This is a genomic window from Faecalibacterium sp. OM04-11BH (genome assembly GCF_003482185.1).
GTDB lineage: Bacteria > Bacillota > Clostridia > Oscillospirales > Ruminococcaceae > Faecalibacterium > Faecalibacterium tardum.
The window spans coordinates 113,610-140,606 of record NZ_QULS01000003.1 but is presented as its reverse complement, the minus strand read 5'-3'; the positions used below and the strand labels follow the sequence as shown (position 1 = coordinate 140,606).

Below are 26,997 nucleotides of genomic sequence, written 5' to 3'. Positions count from 1 at the left end.
GTTTTTCAATGAAACTTTTAAATGAGATCTTGGGGACGAAATACCCCATCATTCAGGGCGGCATGGCCAACATTGCCACCGGCGAGTTTGCCGCCGCCTGCTCCAACGCCGGTGCACTGGGCATCATCGGTGCAGGCGGCATGAATGCCGATACCCTGCGCCAGAACATCCGCCGCTGCCGGGAGCTGACCGACAAGCCCTTTGGTGTGAACATCATGCTCATGCACCCGCAGGCAGATGAGTTTGCCCAGATCGTGGTGGAGGAAAAGGTCGCCGTGGTCACCACCGGCGCAGGCAACCCGGGAAAGTACGTTTCCATGTGGAAAGCTGCCGGCATCAAGGTGATCCCGGTGGTGGCTGCTGCCGTGCTGGCACGGCATCTGGAGCCGCTGGGCATTGACGCCGTCATTGCCGAGGGCACCGAGAGCGGCGGTCATGTGGGTGAGATGACCACCATGGCGCTGGTGCCGCAGGTGGTGGACGCGGTCAGCGTGCCGGTCATCGCGGCGGGCGGCATTGCCGATGGCCGTCAGCTGGCGGCTGCGCTGGCGCTGGGCGCTTGCGGGGTGCAGGTGGGCACCTGCCTGCTGGCAAGCGAGGAATGCCCCATTCATCCCAACTACAAGGCTGCGCTGCTCAAAGCCGGGGACAGTGACACTATCGTCACCGGGCGCACCGTGGGTGCGCCGGTGCGTGTGCTGAAAAACCGCATGAGCCGGGAGTATGTCCGTCAGGAAAAGGCGGGCACGGATAAGATGGAACTGGAAAAATACACGCTGGGCAGCCTGCGCCGCGCCGTCTTTGAGGGCGACACGGTAAGCGGCAGCCTGATGGCCGGTCAGGTGGCCGGAATGCTGCACGAGGTACGCCCCGTGGCGGACATCCTTGCCGACCTGTGGCAGGGCGGGAGGCAGCGCATTGCCGCGCTGAACACCGAATGCTGACCCTTGGCGGCAAGCCCCTGCAAGTACCCATTTTGCAGGGCGGCATGGGCGTGGGCGTCTCGCTGGGCGGGCTGGCCGGTGCGGTAGCAGCCTGCGGCGGCATGGGGTGCATCTCCACCGCCGATGCAGGTTACCGCGAGCCGGATTTTGCCCGCGACCCGGTGGCAGCCAATCACCGCGCCCTGACCGCAGAAATTCAAAAGGCCAAGGCCATTGCCAAAGGCATGGGTCTGGTGGCCATCAACGCCATGGTAGCCACCCGGGACTATGCCGACGCCATCCGCACCGCTGTGGCGGCGGGGGTGGATGCCGTGGTCTCCGGTGCGGGTCTGCCGCTGGAACTGCCGGGCATCGTGGGCACCAAAGAGGTAGCCATTGCGCCCATCGTATCCAGTGCCCGGGCGGCAAAGCTCATCCTGCGCCGCTGGGCAAAGGGCTTTGACCGCACCGCCGATTTTATGGTCATCGAGGGCTGCAAGGCGGGCGGGCATCTCGGCTTTGCCGAGGAGGACCTGCTGGCCGACCGCTGCCAGACCTTGGACGAAATTCTGCCCGGGGTGCTGGCGGAGGTAAAACCCTACGAGGAGCAATACGGCCACGCCATCCCGGTATTTGTGGCGGGCGGCGTGTACACCGGTGCCGACATGGCACACTTTACAAAGCTTGGCGCTGCGGGCGTGCAGCTTGCCACCCGCTTTATCCCCACCTACGAGTGCGACGCCTCCCAGACCTACAAGGACGTGCTGCTGGCCGCAAAGCCGGAGGATGTGCGCATCATCCACAGCCCGGTGGGAATGCCCGGCCGCGCGCTGAACACCCCGCTGGTGCAGGCGCTGGCCGAGGGCAAGCGCTTCCCGCCCAAGCACTGCGCCCGGTGTCTCAAGACCTGCGACCCCGCCGCTGTGCCCTACTGCATCACCCACGCCCTCATCGAGGCGGTGAAGGGCAACGTGGAGGAAGGGCTCTTTTTCTGCGGCGAAAACGTGGGCAGGCTGGACCGGATGCGCACCGTGCGCGAGCTGATGGACGAACTTGTGACCGAATGGAGGCAGAACTTATGAAGCTTGCCGTACTTTACGCCGGTCAGGGTGCGCAGCACCCCGGCATGGGCAAGGAATTTTACGAAGCATCTCCCGCCTTCCGGGCGGCCTTTGACAGCGCAGCGCTGGATTTTGACCTGCACCGCGTCTGCTTTGAGGACCCGGACGGCGTTTTGAATCAGACCGAATACACCCAGCCCTGCATGGTGGCCTTTGCCTGCGGCGTGACCGCTGTGCTGGCCGAAAAGGGCGTAAAGCCCGCCTATCTGGCGGGGCTTTCGCTGGGCGAATACTCCGCGCTGCAGGCAGCCGGGGTGTTCACCGCAAAGCAGGCCATCGAGTTGACCGCCTTCCGGGGCAAGGCTATGGCCGAGGCTGCAAAGGGCCTCGACTGCGGCATGACCGCCGTGCTGGGGCTGGACAGAGAAAAACTGTCTGCCTGCTGCGAACAGGCGGCTGAGGCAGGCTGTGTGCAGATCTGCAACTACAACTGCCCGGGGCAGCTGGTCATCGGCGGTGAAAAGGCCGCTGTGGAGCAGGCTGCCGCGCTGGCAAAGGAAGCCGGTGCCCGCCGCTGCATCCCGCTGAAGGTCAGCGGCCCCTTCCACACAAAGCTGATGGCTCCCGCAGGGGATGCGCTGGCACAGCGCTTTGCGGGTGAGACCTTCGGCACCATGGAGACGCCGGTGCTGTTCAACTGTCTGGGGCATGAAAAGGCCGAGACCGACAGCATCCCGCAGCTGCTGGTAAAGCAGGTGCAGAGCAGCGTCTACATGGAAGATACCCTGCGCCGTCTGGGCGAGCTGGGTGTGGACCACATTCTGGAAGTCGGCCCCGGCAGCGCCCTGAGCGGTTTTGTGAAAAAGACCCTGCCCGGGGTGGTCTGCACCGCAGTGGAGACCCCGGAACAGCTGGATGCGGTGCTGACCGCATGGAAGGATGCAGAATGAGTGAAGAAAAGCTGACCCGCGCCGCCATTGTTACCGGCGGCAGCCGGGGCATTGGCCGCGCAGTGTGCGTGGCACTGGCAAAGCAGGGCTGCAATGTGGTGGTGAACTACTGCCACGGCGCAGAGCCTGCGGAGCAGACGGCAGCGCTCTGCCGCGCCGAGGGCGTGCAGGCGGTGACCGTGCAGGCGGATGTATCCACCGCCGAGGGCTGCAAGGCGCTGTTCGATGCCGCCGCCGAGGCTTTTGGCCGGGTAGATGTGCTGGTGAACAACGCGGGCATCACCCGGGACAACCTGATTTTGCGCCTGACCGAGCAGGATTTTGAAGCGGTGCTGGACACCAACCTGAAAAGCGCCTTTCTCTGCTGCAAGGAGGCGGCCCGCCGCATGGTGCGCCAGCGCTATGGCCGCATCGTGAACCTTTCCAGCGTGGTGGCGCTGCGGGGCAACGCCGGGCAGACCAACTACGCCGCCAGCAAGGCGGGGCTCATCGGCCTGACCAAGAGCCTTGCCCGGGAGCTGGCCGCGCGGAACGTGACCGTGAACGCGGTAGCGCCCGGCTTTATCGACACCGACATGACTGCCGTGCTGCCGGAAGCTGTGCGCACCGGCATGACGCAGGGCATCCCCGCAGGCCGCGCAGGCCAGCCGGAGGACGTGGCGCAGGCAGTGGCGTTTTTTGCCGCAGAACAAAGCAGCTATCTCACCGGGCAGGTGCTCTGTGTGGACGGCGGCATGGCAATGTAAAGGAGAACCCTTATGGAAAAACGCAGAGTTGTGATCACCGGCCTTGGCACGGTGAACCCGCTGGGCAACAATGTGGCCGACAGCTGGGCAGCAGCCCGTGCCGGTAAATGCGGCATCGGCCCCATCACCCAGTTCGACACCACCGACTTCAAGTGCAAGCTGGCCGGTGAGGTAAAGGATTTTGACCCCGCGACCGTGGTGGACAAAAAGGAAGTCCGCAAGATGGCACGCTTCACCCTGCTGGCACTGGGCGCTGCCGCCGAAGCCATTGCAGACAGCGGCCTTGATACCGAGGCCGAGGGCAAGGACATCGGCGTCATCCTGTCCAGCGGCATCGGCGGTCTGCCCACCATTGAGGAGCAGCACGCCCGCGGCGAGGAAAAGGGCATGGAGAAGGTAAGCCCCTACTTTGTGCCCATGGCCATTGCCAACATGGCAGCGGCACAGGTGGCTATCCGCTTTGGTCTGAAGGGCATGTGCACCTGTCCGGTCACGGCCTGCGCCGGCGGCACCAATGCCGTGGGCGACGCCTTCCACCGCATCCGGGACGGCTACGAGTCGGTGATGGTCTGCGGCGGCGCGGAGAGCTGCATCAGCCCCTTGGGCATCGGCGGCTTTACCAGCATGAAGGCGCTTTCCACCGCCACCGACCCGGACGCTGCCAGTCTGCCCTTTGACGCCCGCCGCGGCGGCTTTGTCATGGGCGAGGGCAGCGGTGTGCTGGTGCTGGAAGAGCTGGAGCACGCAAGGGCACGCGGGGCACACATCTATGCCGAGGTGGTGGGCTACGGTGCCAACTGCGACGCCTACCACTTTACCGCGCCCGCACCCGGCGGCGCAGGTGCCATCGACTGCATGAAGCTGACCTTGGCGGATGCTGGGATTGCACCGGAGCAGGTGGACCACATCAACGCTCACGGCACCGGCACCCACATGAACGATGCCTGCGAGACTGCTGCCATTCACGCAGTGTTCGGCGCACACGCCAAGGAGATGACCGTGGTCAGCACCAAGAGCATGACCGGTCATCTGCTGGGCGGTGCGGGCGGCATTGAAGCTGTGTTCACTGCGCTGGCACTGCGGGATCAGTTTGCACCGCCCACCATCCACTACGCTCAGCCTGACCCGGAGTGTGATCTGGATTATGTGCCCAACACCGGGCGGCAGCAGGCTATGCAGTATGCGCTGAGCAACAGTCTGGGCTTTGGCGGCCACAACGCCTGCATTGCCCTGCGCAGATGGGAGGGCTGACCCATGGCAGAGCCCCGTACCGTGCGTGAAAACGCCAACACCCTGAGCAGTGTGCAGATTGCAGAAATTCTGCCCCACCGCTACCCCTTTGCCCTCGTGGACCGTGTTCTGGACTACGAGCCGGGGCAGTGGGCCATCGGCCGCAAGTGCGTTACCCGCAACGAGGAATTTTTCAACGGCCACTTCCCGGCACAGCCGGTCATGCCCGGCGTGCTGCTGCTGGAAGCACTGGCACAGACCGGCGCTGTGGCGGCACTGAGCCTGCCGGAAAACAAGGGCAAGCTGGCGCTGTTCGGCGGCATCAAGAGTGCCCGCTTCCGCAAACAGGTCGTCCCCGGGGACGTGCTCACCCTCCACTGTGAGCTGGTGCAGCAGCACGGCGCTGTGGGCGTAGGCAAGGCCTCGGCATGGGTGGACGGCAAGTGCGCTGTCACCGCAGAGCTGACCTTTGTGCTGACCGAAGCAGCAGAATAAAATGAATGCAAAAAGAGATAGGCGATCCCTTTCGGGAAAGCCTATCTCTTTTTTGCTGGGGTTATTTGTGCTTATTCCAAGCTGGCTTACTCTGCGGCGGCTGTCCCGGCGTCTGCTTCAGCAGTGGGGGCAGACTCTGCCGTGGCGGTTTCTGTTGGGGCGGTCGCCGCCTGCTCCTTCTCCACCCACTCCCGCACGCGGTCGGGGCGGTTGGTGATGTAGGCATCGGCGCTGGTGCGCAGCAGGCTGCGGACGGAATCTTCCGTATCCACCGTCCACAAAGACACCTTGATGCCCATCTCGTGCAGTTTGTCAATGAAACCGGCGTTTTTGTAGGCGGTGTGGTACTCGCAGCTGACCCACTCCGGCACAAAGTCCAGACTGCGGATGTAGCCGGGCAGATCCCGCTGCGCCATCAGGTTTTTGTAGATCTCGTTCAGGCTCTCGCCGGGAAAGCTTGCCCGCAGCATACTTACCTTATCGCTCATCCAGCGGGTCATCCAGCTGCAATTTTCCTCGTCGGCTGCGCTCTCCGGCAGGGCGGCATCCATGGCTTCCATGTCCTCCATACCGTTGGTCAGTCCCAGATCCTTCCAGATGATGGGCGGCGGCAGCAGCATGCTTTCCAGCTCGCCGTATACCAGCGCACCCACCCGCAGTTCGGGCAGCAGCTGCTTAGCCTGCCGCAGCAGCGCGTGGTTGAAGGAAACAAGGATCACCTGTTCTACCATCTCGGTCTGCTGCAACACTTCCAGCACCCGGGGCACAAAGTCCGGGTCGTTGTCCATGGTGGATTTCAGTTCCAGATGCACGGTGCATTCCGGCATCTGCTTGCACAGCTCCATGGCTTCCTGTAAGGTAGCAATCTTTTCGTCCTGATAGATGGCGTCCTTCCAGCTGCCGAAATCCAGCTCTTTCAGATCGCCCATGGTCATATCGTAGATCTTGCCGGAAATATCCGTGTGCAGATCGATCATATAGTCATGGTGGATCACAAGCCCGGCGTCAATGGTCTGCTGTACGTCCATCTCTACGCCGTCCGCGCCAATCTCCATGGCTTTTTTAAAGGCTGTCAGGGTATTTTCCGGTGCAAGATAGGAAGCACCGCGGTGTGCAATGATCTGTGGTGTCATAAATTTTCTCCGTTATCGGTTCGTCCTCACACGTTTACGCCCCGGCGCTGCCATACCGCAAACAGTGCCGGGGCGCTTGCTCAAGCCAAGTCCTCGCCGTCCGAGGCAATGACCTTTTTGTACCAGTAAAAGCTGTCCTTCCGGCTGCGGGCAAGGGTGCCGTTGCCGTCGTTGTCCTTGTCCACATAGATAAAGCCGTACCGCTTTTTCATCTCGCCGGTGGAGGCGCTTACAAGGTCGATGGGGCCCCATGTGGTGTAGCCCATCAGGGGCAGACCGTCCTCGTTGATGGCCTTTTCCATCTCTTCGATGTGCGCCCGCAGATAGTCGATGCGGTAGCTGTCGTGGATGGAGCCGTCCGGCTCTACGGTATCCACTGCGCCCAGACCGTTTTCCACGATGAACATGGGCTTTTCGTACCGGTCGTAAATGGTGTTCAGGGTCACCCGCAGACCCACCGGGTCGATGGCCCAGCCCCACTCGCTGACTTTCAGGTAGGGGTTCTTCACCGATGCAGACACGGCGTTGCCTTCCGCATTTTCTGCCGCCATCAGCTCCTTATCCACCGTGATGCAACGGCTGGAATAGTAGCTGAAGGATACAAAATCCACCGTGCCCTCCCGCAGCGTGCGGTCATCCTCCGGTTGGGTGCACAGCTGCACCCCGGCACGCTCCATCCGTTTTTTAGCCCACACGGGGTAGGTGCCGCGCACCTGTACGTCGGTAAAGAAGTAGTTGTCCCGGTCGGCCTCCTGCGCCGCCCGCACATCCTCCGGGGCGCAGGTGCGGGGGTAGAACTGCCCTGCCGCCAGCATACAGCCCACCATGGCGTCCGGCATTTTTTCGTGCGCCAGCTTTACCGCCTTTGCGCTGGCCACCAGCTCGTGATGGGCAGCCTGATACTTGACCTGCTCCACATTTTCGCCGGGGTAGAACACCAGCCCTGCGCCGGTAAAGGACAGGTGCAGCAGCATGTTGATCTCATTAAAGGTGAGCCAGTACTTCACCTTGCCTTTGAAGCGGTCGAACAGCACCTCGCAGTAGTGGACGTAGGCGTCCACCATGCGGCGGTCTTTCCAGCCGCCGTATTTTTTGATGAGGGCAATGGGAGTGTCAAAGTGGCAGATGGTGACCAGCGGCTCGATGCCGTGCTTATGGCACTCGTCAAAAATGCTGTCGTAGAAGGCCAGTCCTGCCTCGTTGGGCTGAGCGTCATCGCCGTTGGGCAGGATGCGGGTCCATGCAATGGACAGCCGGAAGCACTTGAAGCCCATCTCTGCAAACAGGGCGATATCCTCTTTATAATGGTGATACAGGTCAATAGCCTCGTGGCTGGGGTAGAAATGTGCGTCATCGCAGCCCAGCATTTCCATATCGCCCGTTGCCACCGGAAAACGGTCCGGGCCGAAGGGGGTCACATCCACCGTAGCCAGACCCTTGCCGTCTGCCTGCCATGCACCCTCGCACTGGTTGGCGGCAGTAGCGCCGCCCCACAAAAAGCCCTTGGGAAATTTGCCCATACTCTTTACCTCCTTGTTTACTTTTGCGCCCCTGCGGAGCGCAGATATACTCATACTACTATGATACCGCAACCGGCGGCGCTTGTCCATGACTGCATTTTGCAAAGGTGGGTGTATTTGGGGATAAAGTACGACTTTTATCGTCAAAACGCCGAAATTTCCTGCTGTTTTTTGCGCACTTTTCACGATAAAAACACAAAACTTGCCTGTTTTTCTTTTATTCTGTTCCTTTTAAACCGCGCGGCAGTATGGTAGAATAATAGGGTAAGAACTGCGCTGCGCTGCTGCGCTGCTGAGAACATGGAAAATGGAGTGTTTGATTATGACAGAGTTCAAACCCATCAAAGAAGGCAAGGTCCGCGAGATCTACGACAATGGCGACAGCCTGATCATGGTTGCCACCGACCGCATTTCTGCGTTTGACGTCATCCTGAAAAACAAGGTCACCAAAAAGGGCACCGTGCTCACCCAGATGAGCAAGTTCTGGTTCGATTACACCCGCGATCTGCTGCCCAACCACATGCTGAGCGTGGATGTGCAGGATATGCCGGAGTTCTTCCGCCAGCCCCAGTTCACCGGCAACAGCATGATGTGCCGCAAGCTGACCATGCTGCCCATCGAGTGCATTGTGCGCGGCTACATTACCGGCAGCGGCTGGGCAAGCTACCAAAAGACCGGCAAGGTGTGCGGCATCCAGCTGCCCGAGGGTCTGAAGGAGTCCGATAAGCTGCCTGAGCCCATCTACACCCCCTCCACCAAGGCAGAGATCGGCGACCACGACGAGAACATCTCCTACGAGCAGAGCATCGACGTGCTGGAGAAGAAGTTCCCCGGCCACGGTCTGGAGTACGCCACTAAGCTGCGGGACTACACCATTGCCCTGTACAAGAAGTGCGCCGAGTATGCACTGTCCCGCGGCATCATCATTGCCGACACCAAGTTCGAGTTTGGTCTGGACGAGGACGGCAACGTGGTGCTGGGCGATGAGATGCTGACCCCGGACTCCTCCCGCTTCTGGCCGCTGGAGGGCTACGAGCCGGGTCACAGCCAGCCCTCCTTCGACAAGCAGTTCGTGCGCGACTGGCTGAAGGCCAACCCCGACAGCAACTACGACCTGCCGCAGGATGTCATTGACAAGACCATTGCCAAGTATCTGGAGGCTTACGAGCTGCTGACCGGCAAAAAGCTGTAAGCGTATCCCGTATCCATAAAAATCAAGGCCGCTTCGGAAAATTTTCCGAAGCGGCCTTTTTTGCACCCCGCCCCTTGACATTGAGCGGGGAGATGAGTAATATATGTATTGTATCAAACAGTTTCACATCAAACAATTTGACCGAAACAGAGGAAAACCATTATGTGTACACAACACCCTATTGAAGAGCACTGCAAGCTGGACCCGCCGTGGGATGGGCCGCAGGTCATTCCCGCCCAGCTGCGCCGGGTGGATAACCTGATCTTCCGCAGGCTGAACCAGTTTTCCCGCGCCAACGGGGTAGAGCAGACCACCCCCATGCACGGGTGGATCATCGAGTATCTTTACCGCCACCGGGACGAGCCGGTGTTCCAGCGGGACATCGAGCGGGAATTTTCCATCACCCGCTCCACGGTGACGAACATTTTGCAGCTGATGGAGCGCAAGGGCTACATCCGGCGGCAGAGCGTGCCGCAGGACGCCCGGCTCAAGCAGCTGGTTTTGACCGAGGAGGGCATCCAACGGCACGAAAAGACCCTGCTTTCCTTCCACCAGACCGACGATTATGTGGCCGGACTGCTGACCGAGGAGGAGAACGCAGAACTGCTGCGGCTGCTGAACAAGCTGCGGGAAGCATTAAAATAACGATGCTTGCCGAGGGGTGTTCTCTTTTGGTGGCAAAAGAGAACCAGAAAACCACCAGCGATTTCGACGCGCTGGAGCCACGAAAAAGGGGCTGCTCGCCCCTTTTAACCCCAAAGGGGTGGGCTCCACCGGAAAAACCTGAAGATTCACGCCTGTTCGGCGTGAAGATCTTTTAACCGTTTTTTTCGGCTCCGCCGATTCAAAGCCCCTCAGTCGCTGCGCGACAGCTCCCCCCCGGGGAGCGAGCGCGCCCGCAAACTTTGTGGTTAAGCCAAAACTTTCCCGCCGCCGCAAAAAAGCTCCCCCTTCGGGGGAGCTGGCATCGCGCAGCGATGACTGAGAGGGTTCGTCCCTTGGGGAAGGGGTACCCCACCTTTTCCGTCAAAGCGCCGAAAAAGGGCTTGTTAAATTAGTAATTATGAACATTTCACGAAACGTCTTGACATTTAAATTGTTATGTATAAAATTGTTTTGTACCAAACAAATAAATTCAACAGGAGGGAACTCAGATGATCAAAAAGCTTGTGTCGCATCTGGGCGAGTATAAAGCCGCCTCGATCAAGACACCGCTCTTTGCTGCGCTGGAAGCCATTATGGATGTGCTGCTGCCCACCATCATGGCCTTTATCATCGACCAGGGCATTGAAAAGGGCGACATGAACGCCATCATCCGCTACGGCCTGCTTACCTTTCTGGTGGCAGCCATTGCGCTGGTGCTGGGCGTGCTGGCAGGCAAGTATGCCGCCGAGGCATCCACCGGCTTTGCCGGAAATCTGCGCGATGCCATGTATGAAAATATCCAGCATTACTCTTTTTCCAACATCGACAAATTCTCCACGGCGGGTCTTGTCACCCGCATGACCACCGACGTGACCAACGTGCAGAACGCCTTCCAGATGATCCTGCGCATGTGTGTGCGCGCCCCGGTGCATCTGGTGTTTGCCATGTTCATGGCTGTGGTCATCGGCGGCCCGCTGTCGCTGGTGTTCGTGGTGGCAGTGGCCTTCCTGGTGGCGGTGCTGGCTGCCATCATGATCCCCACTTTCCGCATCTTTGACCGAGTGTTCAAGAACTATGATAACCTCAACGCCTCGGTGCAGGAGAACGTTTCTGCCATCCGCGTGGTCAAGAGCTTTGTGCGCGAGGGCTTCGAGAACGAAAAATACACCGCCGCCTGCGAGAGCCTGTACAAGCAGTTCGTCAACGCGGAAAGCCGCCTGAGCTTCAATAACCCCGCCATGCTGGTGGCGGTGTACGGCTGCAACATCGCGCTGAGCTGGTTCGGCGCAAAGTATGTGCTGCACGGTGCCATTACCACCGGCCAGCTGAACGCCCTGTTCGGCTATATCATGAACATCCTCATGGCACTGATGATGCTGAGCATGGCCTTTGTCATGATCGCCATGTCCGCCGCTTCTGCCAAGCGTATCGTGGAGGTGCTGGACGAGCACACCGACCTGCCCCCGGCAAAGCAGCCGGTGCAGCAGGTGGCGGACGGCAGCATCCAGTTTGACCACGTTACCTTCAAGTATAAGCACGGCAGCGGTCAGCCGGTGCTGAACGATATCAGCTTTACCATCCGGCCCGGCGAGACGCTGGGCATCATCGGCGGCACCGGCAGTGCAAAGTCCAGTCTGGTGCAGCTGATCCCCCGCCTGTACGATGCCGAGAGCGGCACCGTGCGGGTGGGCGGCGTGGACGTGCGGGATTATAACCTTGACGTGCTGCGCCGCGAGGTCTCCATGGTGCTGCAGAAGAATGTGCTGTTCAGCGGTACTATTCTGGATAACCTGCGCTGGGGCGATGCCAACGCCACCGAGGAAGAGTGCATCCGCATGGCAAAACTGGCCTGCGCGGATGAGTTCATCCAGCGCTTCCCGGATAAGTACAATACATGGATCGAACAGGGTGGCTCCAACGTGTCCGGCGGTCAGAAGCAGCGCCTGACCATTGCCCGCGCCCTGCTGCGCAAGCCCAAGGTACTGATCTTGGACGACTCCACCAGCGCCGTGGATACCGCGACCGATGCCAAGATCCGCAAGGCCTTCCGGGAGGAGATCCCCGGCACGACCAAGATCATCATTGCACAGCGCATCTCCTCGGTGCAGGATGCAGACCGCATTCTGGTGCTGGAGAACGGTCAGATCAACGGTCTGGGCACCCACGCAGAGCTGCTGGCGACCAACGCCATCTATCAGGAGGTCTACAACAGCCAGACGCAGGGCGGCGGCGATTTTGACAAGCAGGGAGGTGCGCAGTAATGGCAGTAAAAGAAGTACATGGCCCCGGCCCGCGGGGCGCACGGGGGCCGCGCCCCAAGGTGGAAAACCCGGGCAAGCTGCTGAAGCGCATCATGGATGAGGTGTTCCGCAACTATCTGCCCCACTGCATCCTTGTGCTTGTCTGCATCGTGGTCAGTGCGCTGGCCAATGTGCAGGCCAGCCTGTTCTTGCAGACTTTGATGGACGATTACATCGTCCCCATGACCCGCCAGCAGAACCCCAGCTTTGCACCGCTGGCCGGTGCATTGGTGCGGATGTGCTGCATCTACCTTGTGGGTATTCTGGCCGCATGGGCCAACGCCCGCATCATGGTCAACGTAACGCAGGGCACGCTGCGCAATCTGCGCACCAAGCTGTTCACCCACATGGAAAGCCTGCCCATCCGGTATTTTGACGCCCATCCTCACGGCGATATCATGTCCGTGTACACCAACGATGTGGATACCCTGCGCCAGATGCTCAGCCAGAGCATCCCGCAGCTGGTGTCCAGCGTCATCACCATCGTATCGGTGTTTTTCAGCATGTGCATGCTCAGCTGGCAGCTGACCATCGTTACCATGCTCATGGTGGCGCTGATGCTGTTCTGCTCCAAGCAGATCGCAAAAAGCTCCTCCAAGTACTTCATCCAGCAGCAGCGGGATCTGGGCAAGGTGAACGGCTACATCGAGGAGATGATGGAGGGCCAGAAGGTGGTCAAGGTGTTCACCCATGAGCAGCAGACCCTTGCCGGCTTCCGTGAGTTGAACGACCAGCTGAAGGAAAGCGCCAAGCAGGCCAACAGCTTCTCCAACATCATGATGCCGGTCAATGCCCAGCTGGGCAACATCAGCTACGCCATCTGTGCACTGGTAGGCGCAGCCATGGCCGTGGGCGGCGTTGGCGGCATGACCCTTGGAACCGTGGTGGCTTTCCTCAGCCTGAACAAGGGCTTCAATATGCCCATCAGTCAGGTGTCCATGCAGGCCAACAGCGTCATTATGGCACTGGCTGGTGCCGAGCGCATCTTCAAGATGATGGATGAGCCCAGCGAGACCGACGAGGGCTATGTGACGCTGGTAAATGCCAAGTACGACCGCAACGACCAGCTGGTGGAGACGAACGAGCGCACCGGCCTGTGGGCGTGGAAGCACCCCCACCACGACGGCACTACCACCTACCACAAGCTGGCGGGCGATATCACCTTTACGGACGTAGACTTTGGCTATGTGCCGGAAAAGACGGTGCTGCATGACATCAACCTGTATGGCCGTCCGGGACAGAAGATCGCCTTTGTCGGCTCTACCGGTGCGGGCAAGACTACCATTACCAACCTGATCAACCGCTTCTACGATATTCAGGACGGCAAGATCCGCTATGACGGCATCAACATCCATAAGATCAAAAAAGCCGACCTGCGCCGCTCGCTGGGCATCGTGCTGCAGGACACCCACCTGTTCACCGGCACGGTGATGGAGAACATCCGCTACGGCCGGCTGGAGGCCAGCGATGAGGAGTGCATCGCCGCCGCCCGCCTTGCCAACGCCGATGGCTTTATCAAGCGCCTGCCGGAGGGCTACAACACCATGCTGACCGGCGATGGTGCCAACCTCTCGCAGGGACAGCGCCAGCTGCTTGCCATTGCCCGTGCAGCCGTGGCAGACCCGCCGGTGCTGATTCTGGACGAGGCGACCTCTTCCATTGATACCCGCACCGAGGCGCTGGTGCAGCGCGGCATGGACGGCCTGATGTACGGCCGCACCAGCTTTGTCATTGCGCACCGCCTGTCCACCGTCCGCAATGCAGACTGCATCGTGGTGCTGGAGCAGGGCCGCATCATCGAGCGCGGCAGCCACGACGAGCTGATCGCCAAAAAGGGCAAGTATTACCAGCTTTATACCGGTAATCTGGCCGAGAACTAAGCAATTTCCAACCTTCTCACAAAGCCGCCGCACAGCCATGCCGCCGTGTGGCGGCTCTTTTTATATTATAAAAAAGAAAAACCACGGTGCGTGGTGCGCATCGTGGTTAAACAGGCCTATGAACAGGAACGGGGAACGGCGTTGAAACCGTTCCCCATCGATTGGCATTTGGTGGGTGTGCCCCTTCCCACATTTCTTTTGGCCCGATGGGCGTGTAGCAGCACATTCTCTACTTCAAATGCAACCTTATCCTATGATTATTATAGCATTTTTATTCTTTGATGTAAAGAATGGGGTTCCGCTCCATGAGTTTTTTCAGATTTTTATCGCGAATCCGATAAAATGTCATAACGGAATTTTTAAAATCCGGGTTATCTGTATCCAAGACTAAACGGATAACGACATTCAGATTTGTATCAGGAAGCTTCTTTACAGCAAATATCGTGCCTGCGTTCTTTAAGTCTTGAAGCAGGATGTCTGGAGAAAGTATAGAGTCACGCCCGTACTGTTCAAACAAATTATAATCTTCTGGATGGCGTTCCTTGATATGAGCGATTCTCTCATCTGTTATAATGACTTCCGTGGTTTGTAGATGCCCAAATGTTGAAATAAGTGGAGTAGGGTCTAAATTACCGAGAACCGTCAGAATTATTATCTCCACGCTCCTGTCATTGTCGATAAAATAAAGTATAACACGATTTTATATGGCTGTAAAGGCAGACGCTTGTTTCCCATTGTGTCTGCGATTTCCCGCTGTGACCTCTCCCGTGAAAATCGTCCGCTCCCCGGTATACAAATGCCCCGGGCTGTGCTAGAATGGAGCAAACGAGTAGAAAAGGCTGGTGAGTGTATGCATCCTTTGACGGAATATCCCCGCCCCGCCATGCGCCGGGACAGCTACGAGAACCTGAACGGCCCGTGGCAGTACGCCATCACCGCCTCGGCACAGCGCCCGGCGGGCTGGGACGGTGAGATCTTAGTGCCCTACGCGCCGGAGTGCCGCGCCTCCGGGGTGGGGCGCACATTGCAGCCCGGGCAGTGGCTGCACTACCACCGGTACTTTGCGCCGCCCGCCGGGACGGGCGGCAGGGTGCTGCTGCATTTCGGTGCAGTGGACTACGCCTGTGCCGTGCAGGTGAACGGCCATCTGGTGGGCGGTCACCGGGGCGGCTACTGGCCCTTTACGCTGGATATCACCGCGCAGCTCAACGGCACAGGCCGCAACAGCCTGTGGGTGGCGGTGCAGGATCCCACCGGCCACGGCACACAGGCGCGGGGCAAGCAGACTTTGCAGCCCGGTGGGATGTTCTACCCCGCGCAGAGCGGCATCTGGCAGACGGTCTGGCTGGAGCGGGTGCCGGAAAATTACATCCAGTCTCTCACCGTTACGCCGGACTACGATGCCCGCACCGTGACCGTGAAAGCCCATACCTCTGCACCCGGCGGCGCGGCGAACCTGTGGGCGGTGGTGCGCGCCGGGGGCGTGACCATTGCCGAGGACTGGGGCGGTGATGAGGCCGACCAGGACGGTGAGGTGACGCTGCATATTGCGGACGAGTATTTCTTCCCATGGAGCCCGGACACGCCCTTTTTGTACGATTTGACCGTGGGCACTACGCAGGGAGAGGAAGAGCAGTTCGACACCGTGCACAGCTACTTTGCCCTGCGCAAGTGGAGCTGCACACCGGACGCAAGGGGCGTGCTGCGCTTCTGCCTGAACGACAAGCCTATCCTGCTCAACGGCCTGCTGGATCAGGGCTACTGGCCGGAGGGACTGTACACCCCGCCCTCGGATGCGGCGGTGGAACGGGAGCTGAGCGAGGTAAAGGCGCTGGGCTACAACCTGCTGCGCAAGCACGCAAAGATAGAGCCGCAGCGCTGGTACTACCACTGCGACAGGCTGGGGCTTGTAGTCTGGCAGGATATGGTCAACGGCGGCAGTAAGTATAACCTGTGGTTCGTCACCTACCTGACCAATGTTTTGCAGCCGCTTATGCGCCGCCTGCCGGACAAGGCGGCGCTGTGGGGACTGCTGAGCCGGGGCAGCGAAAGCAGCCGCACCGAATACCGCCGGGAGCTGGAAGATACGGTGAAGGTGCTGCGCTGTCACCCCTGCGTGGGCTGCTGGGTGCCCTTCAATGAGGGCTGGGGACAGTACGATGCCGCTGGGGCAGTGCAAGCCATCCGCGCACTGGACGACACCCGTCTTGTGGACGAAGCCAGCGGCTGGTACGATCAGGGCGGCGGGGATGTATACTCCCTGCACAACTACTTCTACCCCCTGCGGGTGCGCCCGCAGACCCGCACCGTGGCCCTGAGCGAATACGGCGGTATTGCATGGCCCATGCCCGGGCACGAGCCGCCCCGCAGGACCTACGGCTACGGCACGGCCAAAAGCCGGGAGGAGCTGACCGCCCGCTACAAAAAATTGCAGCTGGGCACGGTGCTGCCGCAGCTGCAAAAGGGGCTTTCGGCGCTGGTGTACACCCAGCTGACCGACGTGGAGGACGAGGTGAACGGCCTGTTCACCTACGATCGCACCGCCATCAAGCCGGACGCCAACGCCGTCCGTTCGGTGAACGCCGCCCTTGCCGCAGAGTTTGCAAAAGTAATAAAATAACAACAACGCCCGGGTTTTCCACCTTCCGCAGAAAGGATGTGGAAAACCCGGGCGTTGTTGTTTTTACAAAGCCATTAGCTGTTGGCGCTGTTGGTGCTGGTGGCGTTCACGATCTTGGCGGCGGGCAGCTTGCTCATGGCAGAGCTGCTCAGGCTGCTCGCCATCTGAGCACCGTAGGCGGAAAGGGCGTCGTCCAGCTCCTCGCCCTTCAGGTCGCTCAGAATCTGGCTGCGCAGAGCATCCAGCGTGGAGACGCCCAGCGGGTCCAGACGGACGGCCAGCATCAGGGCATAGCCGGAGTACTGGATGGCAGCTGCCTGCCCGTAGGCAAGGCCGCGCAGGGTATCGGCGGCACCCTCCTGCGTAAAGGCGTCGGTCAAGTCGCTTTCACTCAGCAGGTCGGTCTGCAGGGTGCTGGTGGAGGGAACCTCGGCGTCCAGCACGGCGCAGATATCGGTCAGTGCGCTGCTTGCGATGCTGTTGAAGGCGGTCAGTTGGCTGGAAGTGTCCTCCGGGGCGGCGGCGTTGTAGCTGTCCGCAGCCTTCTGGGCAAGGGAGAGCATCTCGGCCTTCTGGTCATCGCTGGCAAAAGCGAAGGTGCTGGTGTTGTACAGGGGCACGGTGATAAAACCGATCTCGTACATGGTGCTGTCCAGATGCTCGGTCAGCTCGCCGTCCTCCACAGGGGTCTCGCCGTCCTTGCCGTAGACAAGATCCAGCAGCAGGGTGTGCTTGTATTGCAGCTGCTGGAACAGCTTCAAAGTCTCCAGCCCGATGCCGTTGGCGGTGTAGGTGTCGCCGTAGTTATCCATCAGCTGCTGGGCGTAGCTGTCGGCGGCAGACTTCTGTTCCTCAGTCAGCTCGCCGCCCAGTTCAGTAAAGCGGGCGTCTACGGCGGCAAGGGTCTGCAGGGTCTCAAGGGTCTTTTGCGCCACATAGTCCTTTACCACGGCGGTCTCGCCGGTGTCGGCATCGGTGGTGATGGTGGCCTTGAGGAAGGACTTTACCTTGCTGGTGTCCTGCTCAGAGTCTGCCAGCTGCGCAGCCTGCTGGTAGGCATCGTACTGCGCCAGCAGATACAGGCCGCTGGTCACCTCAAAATCGCCGATCTTGCCTACGGTGTCCGGGGTGGAGAGTGCACAGCCCACAAGGCTGACGGTCAGTGCAAGTGCGCATACCAGCGCAAGCAGTTTCTTTTTCATGCGTTTTGCTCCTTGTTTGTTTTTATAAAACCTGCTCAGTCACGCTTGCGCGTGCCAGCTCCCCCTGTTTGGGGAGCTTTTTCGCGTTCGGTGCCGGTCAGGATATCTGCCATTGCTTTCAGGATGTTTTGCAGCAGTTCCAGCGGCTTTTCGTCCGGCTGTAATACCACCGAGAGATAGGGCTTTGTGCCCGCCCCGGCGGTGACACGGCCATTGAAAGCCTGTAACAGGCCGCGGATCATGGCAAGGTCCAGCGTTTCCAGATTCAGCACGAGCGTATCCTTCTTCTGGGTCACCTCGTACACGCCCACGGCAGCGGCCTGCACGCGGACAAGGGAGACGTTGACCAGATCGCTCACCGAGGGCGGCGGGTCGCCGTAGCGGTCGATAAGTTCGTCCAGCACATCGGCGGCGTCCTCCGGGGTCTGGATGGCGGCAATACGCTTGTAGGCTTCGATACGTCCCGCGCCGTCCGGGATATACTTTTCCGGGATGAAGGCGTCCACCCGCAGGTCTACAAGACAATCGCTCTTGTCCCGCTGGACAGGCTCGCCCCGTGCCCGGGAGATGGCCTGTCCCAGCATTTTAACGTAGAGGTCGTAGCCCACGGCTTCCATGTGGCCGTGCTGGCTGTGCCCCAGCAGACTGCCCGCGCCGCGGATCTGCAGATCCCGCATGGCGATGCGGAAGCCGGAGCCGAAGGCGGTGAACTCCCGGATGGCAGAAAGCCGCTTCTGGGCGATATCGGTCAGGGTCTTGTCCCGGCGGAAGGTGAAGTAGGCGTAGGCCTTGCGGCCGGAGCGCCCCACCCGCCCGCGGATCTGGTACAGCTGCGCCAGACCCATGCGGTCTGCATCCTCAATGATGAGGGTGTTGCAGTTGCGCACATCAATGCCGGTCTCGATAAGGGTGGTGCAGACCAGAATGTCGATCTCGCCGTTCAGCAGGTGCTGCCACACGGGGTTCAGCTCCTCCTCGGTCATCTTGCCGTGGGCGATGCCCACCCGCGCACCCGGCACCATCTGGCTGACATGGGCGGCGCAGGCTTCAATGTTGTCTACCCGGTTGTGCAGGTAGTACACCTGCCCGCCCCGGGCAAGCTCCTTCTTCATGGCTTCGGCCAGAATAACATCGTTGTATTCCAGCACAAAGGTTTCCACCGGCTGGCGCTCGATGGGCGGCTGCTCGATGGTGGAAAGATCCCGGATGCCGCTCATTGCCATGTTCAATGTGCGGGGAATGGGGGTGGCCGACAGGGTGAGCATATCCACCCCGATGAAGTTTTCCTTCAGCTTTTCCTTGTGCTTCACGCCAAAGCGCTGTTCCTCGTCGATGATGACAAGACCGAGGTCGTGGAACTTTACGTCCTTGGACAGCAGCCGGTGGGTGCCCACCACGATATCCACGCTGCCGGCCTGTAAGCCGCGCAACGTCTCCTTCTGCTGTTTTGCGGTGCGGAAGCGGGACAGCATCCCGATCTTCACCGGGAAGGCCTCCATGCGGGAGAGCAGGGTGTTGTAGTGCTGCCACGCCAGCAGGGTGGTGGGTGCCAGCAGGGCGCATTGCTTGCCGCCCATGATGCACTTGAAGGCGGCGCGCAGCGCCACTTCGGTCTTGCCCACGCCCACATCGCCGCAGAGCAGACGATCCATGGGGTAGCCCTTTTCCATGTCCTGCTTGATCTCGGCGGTGGCGTGCAGCTGGTCGTCGGTTTCGTCGTAGTCAAAGCGGGTCTCAAAGTCCCGCTGCCAGTCGCCGTCCGGCGGGAAGGCGTAGCCCGTGGCCTGACGGCGGCGGGCGTAAAGCTCGATCAGCTCCTGCGCCATCTCCTCGGTGGCCTTTTTCACCTTGGCGCGGGTGCGCTGCCACTCGGTGCCGCCCAGCTTTGCCAGCTTTACCTTTTCCTCATCGCCGGGGGCGGTGTAGCGGCTGAGCAGATCCAGCTGGGTCACCGGCACATACAGCACGTCCGAGCCGGAATACTGCACCTTGAGGTAGTCCTTGGTAGCGCCCTGCACCTCTAACCGCTGGATCCCGGCGTACATCCCGATGCCGTGGCTCTGGTGCACCACATAGTCTCCGGGCTTGATGTCTGAAAGGCTGGACAGGGCGTTTTTGTTCTTCTTGCGCTTTTTTGCTTCGGCGGCGGCTTCCTCGTCCAGCCCGTGGCGGCGGCTGGAAAGCACCGCCGCATGGGCAAAGGGGAAGGTGCACCCGGCGGTCAGGTGCCCGGGCAGCACCTGCAAAATCCCCTTGGCAGGGCGCACATCCCGGCTCATGCTCACGGAATAGCCCTTGTCGGCAAGGTCGCGGGTCAGGGCAGCTGCGCCCTTGGGGGTACCGGCAAACAGGGTGACGGCATAGCCTTGGGCGATGAGCGGGTCTAAGTCCTCCCGCAGGGAGGCAAGGTCGCCGTTCCAGTTAGGGGCGGCAAAGGCCTCGGCGTTGATGAGGTCTTTCAGTTTGAACTCGTTCATCCCGCGCAGAAAATTCTCGCACAGCAGGGTGCTGTGGTTCTGGGCGGCAATGACAAGATCGTCCATGGTCTGGTACAGCACATCCAGCCCGGGGCAGAGTACGCCCTCTTCCAGCAGTCCGGTCAGCTCCTCGCTGCGGCGGAACTCAGTGGCCTTTTGGGCATCCCGGATGCCGCCAACTTCATCCAGAATGAACAGCGGCGCGTCCAGATGGTCCAGCAGCGTGGCGGGGGCGGGGTAACGGATGCCGTAATATTTATCCATAGCCTCCGGCATCAGGCCGGAATCCAGCTGGGAAAGATCGGCTTCGGTGGCCTTTTCCAGCGCAGTGCGGCGCTTGCCGCGCGCCTTTTTGATGGCATCGCGCAGCGCTTCGGCAGTCTCGGCGGTGCTGCCGAACAGCACCTCGCGGGCAGGGGAGAGGTATATTTTTTCCAGTGCGCCGTCCCGCCGCTGGGTCAGCAGGTCAAAGGAGGACATGGAGTCGATCTCGTCGTCCCAGTACTCCACGCGGGCAGGCTGACGCATATCCGGCGCGTAGATATCCACAATATCGCCGCGCACGCTGAACTGCCCTGGGCCATCCACCTGACTGCGCCGCACATACCCGGCGGCGAACAGACGCGCCACCAGTGCTTCGCGGTTATACACCATGCCGGGCTTTAAGGTGAGGGTATTCTGAATGAACTCAGCCCGGGGCACGGTGTACTGCAAAAGCGCTTCGGCGGGCACGCAGACGGCCTGCAGCCGCCCGCCCGCCAGTGCGCCCAGCACCGAAAGGCGGCGGTACTCGTACTCGCGGCCTGCGCCCTCCACCGGGCGCAGCATAAAGTCGCGCGGGGGGAACACCGCAGCAGTAAGCCCCAGCGCCTTGAGGTCGTCCGCAAAGTGGGTGGCCTCGGCCTCGCCGGGGGTCACGATGCACAGCACCCGGTCAAGGTCTTTTTGCAGGGCGGCATACAGCAGCGCCCTGCCTGCGGGCGGCAAGCCGAACAGCGCCGCCGGCCCTGCCGAGCCAAAGCTTGCGGCGACCTTCTGATATTCCGGGGTGGCCTTGAGTAAGGCTTCGTACATGGAAAAACCTCCTTTCTCAAAACCCTCTCAGTCATCGCTGACGCGATGCCAGCTCCCCCGAAAGGGGGAGCTTTTGACAAAGAGATTTTGTTTATCGTTTAAGGGAAAGTTTATGGGGTGATGCGGAAAAGCTCCCCCCTCGGGGGAGCTGTCGCCGTCAGGCGACTGAGAGGGTTCATTCCGCTTACCCGTTATACTTGCTCTGCGCCAGACCCAGCTTACCGTCCATGATAAGCTTTGCGGCGGCTTCAAGGTCAGCGTAACGGTCGGCGATGGCCTTGGCGTCCTCCGGCGGGAACTTGCCCAGCACCCATGCGGCAAGGTCGTAGTCCGGGTGGGGTTTTGCGCCGATGCCGATGCGGATGCGGGGGAAATTCTCCCCGCCCAGCCGGGCAATGATGCTCTTCAGGCCGTTGTGCCCGCCCGCAGAGCCGGAGGGGCGGATGCGCAGCTTGCCGGGTGCCTGCGTAATGTCATCGCACAGCACCAGCACATGGTCGGCGGGGATCTTGAAAAAGCCCGCCATGGGGGCGATGGAATCGCCGGAGAGATTCATGTAGGTCAGGGGCTTCAGCAGCACTACCTTGTGGCCGTCCACCTGGCCCTGTCCCCACAGGCCTTGGAACTTAGTCTTGGACACAGAGATATGCCACTTGTCGGCCAGCGCGTCCAGCGCGGCAAAACCGGCGTTGTGGCGGGTGCCATCGTACTTTGCTTCGGGATTGCCCAGCCCTGCAATGAGCCAGATATCGTTTTCATTCATGATGTGATAATACCTTTTTCTGATAATAGTGTGATACAACATCTAAGTATAACATACGCGCGCGCAAAAAGATATACATTATAAGCGAAAAATGGGCAAAAAAATGCCCCCATGCCGCAGGGCACAGGGGCAGGGAAGCATTATATTACAGGTTCAGCGTGATGGCAGAGGCCTTCCAGCGGCCATCCTCCTTCACCATGGTGATGGTGCCGGACACCTGCGCGGCGGCGGTGCTGTCCGTGGCGGTCAGCAGGGCGGCGGAAAAATCGTAGCAGTTTTCTGCCCCGGCGCGCTTTTTCAGGGTGAGGTCGCTGGGCACCAGCTTGCCGCCGGACTGCCCGGCCAGCGCGGTGATGCGGGTGGGCAGGCGGTTTGCCATGACTTTGTTCAGGCAGTCGGCTGTCATGGCATCGCCCAGCTGCGCCTGAAGAAAGGCGTACAGACCATCGGTGTCCACAGCAGCAAGCCCCGGTTCACTGCCGGCGGGCGCGGCGGCATCCACGGCCTGCTCTACGGCAGAGGAGCAGGAGAGCAGCTGCTGCACCACGAACTCGGCCTGCTTTTTGGCGGGGTCGCTGCGCAGACGGGTCAGGGCAAACACGGCGGCAACAGCCGCGAAGAAAAGGACAAGGCTCAGCGCCTGCTTGCGAAAGTTTTCAGACTTCATAGGCAGCTCCCTTCCGACAGAGCGTTACTTGCTCTGCTCGTTTTCCAGCTTCTGCTTTTTGGCGATGTAGGCTTCCATCTTGGGCGCTGCCCAGCCGTCCAGATTGGTCTGGCGCTCCCGGGCAATGCCCAGTGCCTGTGCGGGCACATCCTTGGTGATGGTGCTGCCGGCGGCGGTGTAAGCACCGTTGCCCACCTTGACCGGGGCCACAAGGTTGGTGTTGCAGCCGATGAAGCAGTAGTCGCCGATCTGGGTACGGAACTTATCCTTGCCGTCGTAGTTGCAGGTGACGGTGCCGCAGCCAAAGTTGCAGTACTTGCCCACATCGCTGTCGCCGATGTAGGTCAGGTGGCTCACGGTGTTGCCGCGGGCAAAGTTGGAGTTCTTGGTCTCCACATAGGCACCCAGATGCACGCCGTAATCGGTGACAGTGTTCACCCGCACATGGGTGAAGGGGCCGATGTTGTTGTGGGGGCCGATATGGCTGCCGTAGATCTGGCTGGCGTTCACGGTGGTGCCTTCGTCCACGGTGCTGTCCTCGATCAGGGTGTTGGGGCCGATGACGCAGCCTGCGCCGATGACCGTCTTGCCCCGCAGGATGGTGCCTGCAAGAATGACAGCACCCGGGGCAATGACCACTTCCGGGGCGATCTGCACGGTGCGGCTGTCAATGACCACGCCGTTTGCAATGTGCTGCACAAGGATGTCCTCGCGGGCAGCCTCGGCGGCGTCCAGCTGTGCCAGAGCAGCGGCACGGGCCTGCTCAGAAATAGGATTCTGCATGAAAAAAATCTCCCTTCCCACCAAAGCGCGCGGCGGAAGAGAGACAGAAAAGGCGACCGGAAAAAATGTTGCCTGTCCGCCCCAGCACCCCGCTACGGAAAGCTTTGTTCCGACAAAATAGAATTTGAAAAGTTACAGGGATAGAAAGTTGTATCCAACAGGACGAGAAATCGCGTGTACAAACAAAAAACCTCTCGAACTTTCTCCCATTCTATACTACCTTAAAACTTGGCAAATTTCAAGGGATTTGCATAAAAAATAACAGACAAATTCGGGATTTTGCATGGTGGAAAGGAATGGATTTTCTGGTATAATAGTTTAGCATTCATAAAACAATGTTCATCGTACGTTCAAGACAAGGCAAACGATGAGACCGCGGCTGCCATGCCGCCGGTCACGAATGGGAGGTAAACAACGCATGAGCAAAAAGTATCTGTACTACTTCAGCGAAGGCAATGAAGCTTTCGGCGGTGACAAGGTCACCATGAAGAACACGCTGGGCGGCAAGGGTGCCGGTCTGGCCGAGATGACCGCAGCCGGTATGCCGGTGCCGCAGGGCTTCACCATCACCACCGACGCCTGCACCCAGTACTACGCAGACGGCCGTCAGATCAATGACGAAATTACTGCTGACATCTTTGAGCACCTCAAGGGCTTGGAGAAGATCACCGGCAAGAAGTTCGGCGACAACACCAACCCCCTGCTGGTCTCCGTCCGTTCCGGCGCACGTCAGTCCATGCCCGGTATGATGGACACCATCCTGAACTTGGGCCTGAATGACGAGGCTGTTGAGGGTCTGGCTAAAAAGACCGGCAACACCCGCTTTGCATACGACTGCTACCGCCGCTTTGTGCAGATGTTCGCCGACGTCGTTATGATGGTCCCGAAGAGCCTGTTCGAGGTCGAGATCGACAAGATGAAGGAAGCCAAGGGCGTCAAGAATGACGTGGACCTGACTGCTGACGACCTGAAGGAACTGGTCGGCACCTTCAAGAAGATCTACGAGGAGAACGAAGGCCGTCCCTTCCCGCAGGATCCCCGCGATCAGCTGATCGAGGCTGTCAAGGCTGTGTTCCGCAGCTGGGATAACCCCCGTGCAAACGTCTACCGTAAGATGAACGAGATCCCCTACGAGTGGGGCACCGCTGTCAACGTGCAGCAGATGGCCTTTGGTAACTCCGGCGACCGTTCCGGCACCGGCGTTGCTTTCACCCGTGACCCCGCCACCGGCGCTAAGAAGCTGATGGGCGAGTACCTGATCAATGCACAGGGCGAGGACGTTGTTGCCGGCGTGCGCACTCCTTCTCCCATCAGCCACCTGAAGGATCAGATGCCTGAGGTGTACGATCAGTTTGTCGAGATCGCTACCCGTCTGGAGAACTACTTCCGCGATATGCAGGATATGGAGTTCACCATTGAGGACGGCCACCTGTATATGCTGCAGACCCGTAACGGCAAGCGTACTGCACAGGCTGCTCTGCAGATCGCCTGCGATCTGGTGGACGAGGGCATGATCACCGAGCAGGAGGCTGTCCTGCGCGTGGAGCCCAAGCAGCTGGATACCCTGCTGCATCCCCAGTTCGACGCTGCTGCCCTGAAGGCTGCAGAGGTCGTCGGCAAGGGTCTGGCAGCTTCTCCCGGTTCTGCCTGTGGCCAGATCGTCTTTACTGCTGAAGAGGCAGAGGAGATGGTCAAGTCCGGCAAGATGAAGAAGGTCGTTCTGGTGCGTCTGGAGACCAGCCCCGAGGATATCGTGGGTATGCAGGTCTCTCAGGGCATCCTGACCGTTCGCGGCGGCATGACCAGCCACGCAGCCGTTGTTGCCCGTGGTATGGGCACCTGCTGTGTCTCCGGCTGCGGCAACGACAACGAGGTCAAGATCGATGAGGAGGCCAAGACCTTCGAGATCAACGGCCACAAGTTCGTTGAGGGCGACTGGATCTCCATTGATGGCTCCACCGGCAACATCTACGGCGAGCAGGTCGCTACCGTGGCAGCTACCGGCAACAAGAACTTCAACCGCTTCATGGGCTGGGCAGACGCAGCTCGTCAGCTGCTGGTCATGACCAACGCTGATAACCCGCGTGACGCACAGCAGGCAGTGGATCTGGGTGCTGAGGGCATCGGCCTGTGCCGTACCGAGCACATGTTCTTCGCTGAGGACCGCATCAAGGCTGTCCGCGAGATGATCTGCGCACGCACCGTGGAAGAGCGCGAGGCTGCTCTGGCCAAGGTTGAGCCGTTCCAGCAGGGCGACTTCGAGGCCATGTATCGCATCATGGGTGAGCGCCCGATGACCATCCGTTATCTGGACCCGCCCCTGCACGAGTTCCTGCCCACCAAGGACGAGGACATCAAGGAACTGGCTGCCGACATGGGCATGACCTACGAAGACCTGAAGAATGTGGTTGCTTCTCTGCACGAGTTCAACCCCATGATGGGTCACCGTGGTTGCCGTCTGGCTGTTACCTACCCCGAGATCGCTGCTATGCAGACCCGCGCTGTGATCAAGGCTGCTCTGAACGTCTCTGCTGAGACCGGCCATGTGATCACCCCGCACATCATGATCCCGCTGGTCGGCGAGGTCAAGGAGCTGAAGTTCGTCAAGGACGTTGTCGTCAAGGTTGCTGACGAGCTGATCGCTGCTGCTGGCGTTGATATGAAGTATCAGGTCGGTACCATGATCGAGATCCCCCGTGCAGCCCTGACTGCCGGCGAGATCGCTAAGGAAGCTGAGTTCTTCAGCTTCGGCACCAATGACCTGACCCAGATGACCTTCGGCTTCAGCCGTGATGACGCTGCCAAGTTCCTGGGCGCATACTACGAGAACAAGATCTACGAGAGCGATCCGTTCCAGCATCTGGATCAGATCGGTGTCGGCAAGCTGGTCAAGATGGCTGCTCACGACGGCCGTGAGACCCGCCCCGATCTGGGTCTGGGCATCTGCGGCGAGCACGGCGGCGACCCCACGAGCGTGGAGTTCTGCCACAACGTCGGTCTGGACTACGTCAGCTGCTCTCCCTTCCGTGTGCCTATCGCACGTCTGGCTGCTGCTCAGGCTGCGATCAAGAACCCCCGCAAGTGATTGCGTGAGCGCTTGAAAAAGCACAAGTAAAGCATCAACTCCCCCTGATTTCCGCAACAGGAGATCAGGGGGAGTTTTTTCTTATGTAAGGTGTGAAGCAGGTTGAAAACAATGCAGACTGTAAGATACTGGAAGATGGAAAATGATAAGTGATAGAAAGAATAGGGTAAGCAACAAATTTTATTCATGGATTTTCATGATAGCCGGATTGAGATTTCCTCCGATTTATGATATTCCTGTATTTGGATTTT

General features: G+C 60.0%; 20 protein-coding genes. 12 read left to right on the top strand and 8 right to left on the bottom strand.

The window, feature by feature from the left end; translation table 11 throughout:
* Positions 1–8: 8 nt before the first annotated feature.
* The 6 genes from DXB44_RS04245 to fabZ are packed head-to-tail and all read left to right on the top strand — an operon-like array spanning position 9 to position 5,405.
* Positions 9–944, top strand: a complete 936-nt coding sequence (locus DXB44_RS04245) for a nitronate monooxygenase (RefSeq protein ID WP_118657860.1) — start codon at positions 9–11, stop codon at positions 942–944.
* The gene (locus DXB44_RS04240; protein WP_118657859.1) at positions 938–2,005 is read left to right on the top strand and encodes a nitronate monooxygenase family protein; all 1,068 of its coding nucleotides are present in this window, start codon (positions 938–940) and stop codon (positions 2,003–2,005) included. Before DXB44_RS04245 ends, DXB44_RS04240 begins: the two co-directional genes overlap by 7 nt.
* Positions 2,002–2,934: an ACP S-malonyltransferase gene (gene fabD, locus DXB44_RS04235; RefSeq protein WP_118657858.1), complete on the top strand. Its 933-nt coding sequence runs from the start codon at positions 2,002–2,004 to the stop codon at positions 2,932–2,934. Before DXB44_RS04240 ends, fabD begins: the two co-directional genes overlap by 4 nt.
* The gene (gene fabG, locus DXB44_RS04230) at positions 2,931–3,680 is read left to right on the top strand and encodes a 3-oxoacyl-[acyl-carrier-protein] reductase (RefSeq protein WP_117526405.1); all 750 of its coding nucleotides are present in this window, start codon (positions 2,931–2,933) and stop codon (positions 3,678–3,680) included. The genes fabD and fabG overlap by 4 nt, the downstream gene beginning before the upstream one ends.
* Positions 3,681–3,692: 12 nt before the next feature.
* Positions 3,693–4,931 carry a beta-ketoacyl-ACP synthase II gene (fabF, locus tag DXB44_RS04225; protein ID WP_118657857.1) on the top strand — a complete coding sequence of 413 codons (1,239 nt, stop codon included), beginning with the start codon at positions 3,693–3,695 and terminating at the stop codon, positions 4,929–4,931.
* 3 nt (positions 4,932–4,934) lie between these two features.
* Positions 4,935–5,405, top strand: a complete 471-nt coding sequence (gene fabZ / locus DXB44_RS04220; protein WP_118657856.1) for a 3-hydroxyacyl-ACP dehydratase FabZ — start codon at positions 4,935–4,937, stop codon at positions 5,403–5,405.
* Between the two features lie 86 nt (positions 5,406–5,491).
* Here fabZ and DXB44_RS04215 read toward each other — a convergent pair whose 3' ends face one another.
* On the bottom strand, positions 5,492–6,538 hold the full coding sequence (locus DXB44_RS04215) for a glycerophosphodiester phosphodiesterase family protein (protein ID WP_118657855.1): 1,047 nt from the start codon (positions 6,536–6,538) through the stop codon (positions 5,492–5,494).
* Between the two features lie 80 nt (positions 6,539–6,618).
* Positions 6,619–8,058 (bottom strand): 6-phospho-beta-glucosidase, encoded by a 1,440-nt coding sequence (locus tag DXB44_RS04210; RefSeq protein WP_118657854.1) that lies wholly within the window; start codon positions 8,056–8,058, stop codon positions 6,619–6,621.
* Positions 8,059–8,380: 322 nt separating this feature from the next.
* On the opposite strand from DXB44_RS04210, the gene DXB44_RS04205 reads away from it, so the two are divergent.
* The 4 genes from DXB44_RS04205 to DXB44_RS04190 all read left to right on the top strand — a co-directional run bounded on the left by DXB44_RS04205 (position 8,381) and on the right by DXB44_RS04190 (position 14,075).
* Entirely contained in the window at positions 8,381–9,250 is an 870-nt protein-coding gene (locus tag DXB44_RS04205; protein WP_118657853.1) for a phosphoribosylaminoimidazolesuccinocarboxamide synthase, read from the top strand.
* Positions 9,251–9,412: 162 nt separating this feature from the next.
* On the top strand, positions 9,413–9,895 hold the full coding sequence (locus DXB44_RS04200) for a MarR family winged helix-turn-helix transcriptional regulator (RefSeq protein ID WP_118657852.1): 483 nt from the start codon (positions 9,413–9,415) through the stop codon (positions 9,893–9,895).
* 509 nt (positions 9,896–10,404) lie between these two features.
* Complete coding sequence (locus DXB44_RS04195; protein ID WP_118657851.1) at positions 10,405–12,156, top strand: ABC transporter ATP-binding protein; 1,752 nt, start codon at positions 10,405–10,407, stop codon at positions 12,154–12,156.
* Positions 12,156–14,075, top strand: coding sequence for an ABC transporter ATP-binding protein (locus DXB44_RS04190; protein ID WP_118657850.1), 1,920 nt, complete (start codon positions 12,156–12,158; stop codon positions 14,073–14,075). Before DXB44_RS04195 ends, DXB44_RS04190 begins: the two co-directional genes overlap by 1 nt.
* A 271-nt stretch (positions 14,076–14,346) precedes the next feature.
* Here the strand turns inward: DXB44_RS04190 and DXB44_RS04185 are convergent, their stop codons facing one another.
* Positions 14,347–14,736, bottom strand: a complete 390-nt coding sequence (locus DXB44_RS04185; protein ID WP_118657849.1) for a hypothetical protein — start codon at positions 14,734–14,736, stop codon at positions 14,347–14,349.
* Between the two features lie 189 nt (positions 14,737–14,925).
* Here DXB44_RS04185 and DXB44_RS04180 point away from each other — a divergent pair, with 189 nt between their 5' ends.
* Complete coding sequence (locus tag DXB44_RS04180) at positions 14,926–16,695, top strand: sugar-binding domain-containing protein (protein WP_118657848.1); 1,770 nt, start codon at positions 14,926–14,928, stop codon at positions 16,693–16,695.
* 74 nt (positions 16,696–16,769) lie between these two features.
* On the opposite strand, the gene DXB44_RS04175 is transcribed toward DXB44_RS04180, so the two are convergent.
* From DXB44_RS04175 to DXB44_RS04155, 5 genes are all read right to left on the bottom strand, one after another.
* Entirely contained in the window at positions 16,770–17,897 is a 1,128-nt protein-coding gene (locus DXB44_RS04175; RefSeq protein WP_118657847.1) for a foldase, read from the bottom strand.
* 35 nt (positions 17,898–17,932) lie between these two features.
* Positions 17,933–21,448, bottom strand: a complete 3,516-nt coding sequence (mfd, locus tag DXB44_RS04170; RefSeq protein WP_118657846.1) for a transcription-repair coupling factor — start codon at positions 21,446–21,448, stop codon at positions 17,933–17,935.
* A 184-nt stretch (positions 21,449–21,632) separates the two neighbouring features.
* Positions 21,633–22,211 carry an aminoacyl-tRNA hydrolase gene (gene pth / locus DXB44_RS04165; protein ID WP_118657845.1) on the bottom strand — a complete coding sequence of 193 codons (579 nt, stop codon included), beginning with the start codon at positions 22,209–22,211 and terminating at the stop codon, positions 21,633–21,635.
* A gap of 145 nt (positions 22,212–22,356) precedes the next feature.
* Positions 22,357–22,878 carry a hypothetical protein gene (locus DXB44_RS04160; RefSeq protein ID WP_118657844.1) on the bottom strand — a complete coding sequence of 174 codons (522 nt, stop codon included), beginning with the start codon at positions 22,876–22,878 and terminating at the stop codon, positions 22,357–22,359.
* 24 nt (positions 22,879–22,902) lie between these two features.
* On the bottom strand, positions 22,903–23,661 hold the full coding sequence (locus tag DXB44_RS04155) for a UDP-N-acetylglucosamine diphosphorylase (protein ID WP_118657843.1): 759 nt from the start codon (positions 23,659–23,661) through the stop codon (positions 22,903–22,905).
* Positions 23,662–24,079: 418 nt separating this feature from the next.
* On the opposite strand from DXB44_RS04155, the gene ppdK reads away from it, so the two are divergent.
* Entirely contained in the window at positions 24,080–26,746 is a 2,667-nt protein-coding gene (ppdK, locus tag DXB44_RS04145) for a pyruvate, phosphate dikinase (protein ID WP_055185467.1), read from the top strand.
* The last annotated feature ends 251 nt before the right edge of the window (positions 26,747–26,997 follow it).

Bases quoted from the DNA above. Each gene is read 5' to 3' on its own strand.
- DXB44_RS04245 (WP_118657860.1), top strand. From the start codon at position 9: ATGAAACTTTTAAATGAGATCTTGGGGACGAAATACCCCATCATTCAG.
- DXB44_RS04240 (WP_118657859.1), top strand. From the start codon at position 938: ATGCTGACCCTTGGCGGCAAGCCCCTGCAAGTACCCATTTTGCAGGGC.
- fabD (WP_118657858.1), top strand. From the start codon at position 2,002: ATGAAGCTTGCCGTACTTTACGCCGGTCAGGGTGCGCAGCACCCCGGC.
- fabG (WP_117526405.1), top strand. From the start codon at position 2,931: ATGAGTGAAGAAAAGCTGACCCGCGCCGCCATTGTTACCGGCGGCAGC.
- fabF (WP_118657857.1), top strand. From the start codon at position 3,693: ATGGAAAAACGCAGAGTTGTGATCACCGGCCTTGGCACGGTGAACCCG.
- fabZ (WP_118657856.1), top strand. From the start codon at position 4,935: ATGGCAGAGCCCCGTACCGTGCGTGAAAACGCCAACACCCTGAGCAGT.
- DXB44_RS04215 (WP_118657855.1), bottom strand. From the start codon at position 6,538: ATGACACCACAGATCATTGCACACCGCGGTGCTTCCTATCTTGCACCG.
- DXB44_RS04210 (WP_118657854.1), bottom strand. From the start codon at position 8,058: ATGGGCAAATTTCCCAAGGGCTTTTTGTGGGGCGGCGCTACTGCCGCC.
- DXB44_RS04205 (WP_118657853.1), top strand. From the start codon at position 8,381: ATGACAGAGTTCAAACCCATCAAAGAAGGCAAGGTCCGCGAGATCTAC.
- DXB44_RS04200 (WP_118657852.1), top strand. From the start codon at position 9,413: ATGTGTACACAACACCCTATTGAAGAGCACTGCAAGCTGGACCCGCCG.
- DXB44_RS04195 (WP_118657851.1), top strand. From the start codon at position 10,405: ATGATCAAAAAGCTTGTGTCGCATCTGGGCGAGTATAAAGCCGCCTCG.
- DXB44_RS04190 (WP_118657850.1), top strand. From the start codon at position 12,156: ATGGCAGTAAAAGAAGTACATGGCCCCGGCCCGCGGGGCGCACGGGGG.
- DXB44_RS04180 (WP_118657848.1), top strand. From the start codon at position 14,926: ATGCATCCTTTGACGGAATATCCCCGCCCCGCCATGCGCCGGGACAGC.
- DXB44_RS04175 (WP_118657847.1), bottom strand. From the start codon at position 17,897: ATGAAAAAGAAACTGCTTGCGCTGGTATGCGCACTTGCACTGACCGTC.
- mfd (WP_118657846.1), bottom strand. From the start codon at position 21,448: ATGTACGAAGCCTTACTCAAGGCCACCCCGGAATATCAGAAGGTCGCC.
- pth (WP_118657845.1), bottom strand. From the start codon at position 22,211: ATGAATGAAAACGATATCTGGCTCATTGCAGGGCTGGGCAATCCCGAA.
- DXB44_RS04160 (WP_118657844.1), bottom strand. From the start codon at position 22,878: ATGAAGTCTGAAAACTTTCGCAAGCAGGCGCTGAGCCTTGTCCTTTTC.
- DXB44_RS04155 (WP_118657843.1), bottom strand. From the start codon at position 23,661: ATGCAGAATCCTATTTCTGAGCAGGCCCGTGCCGCTGCTCTGGCACAG.
- ppdK (WP_055185467.1), top strand. From the start codon at position 24,080: ATGAGCAAAAAGTATCTGTACTACTTCAGCGAAGGCAATGAAGCTTTC.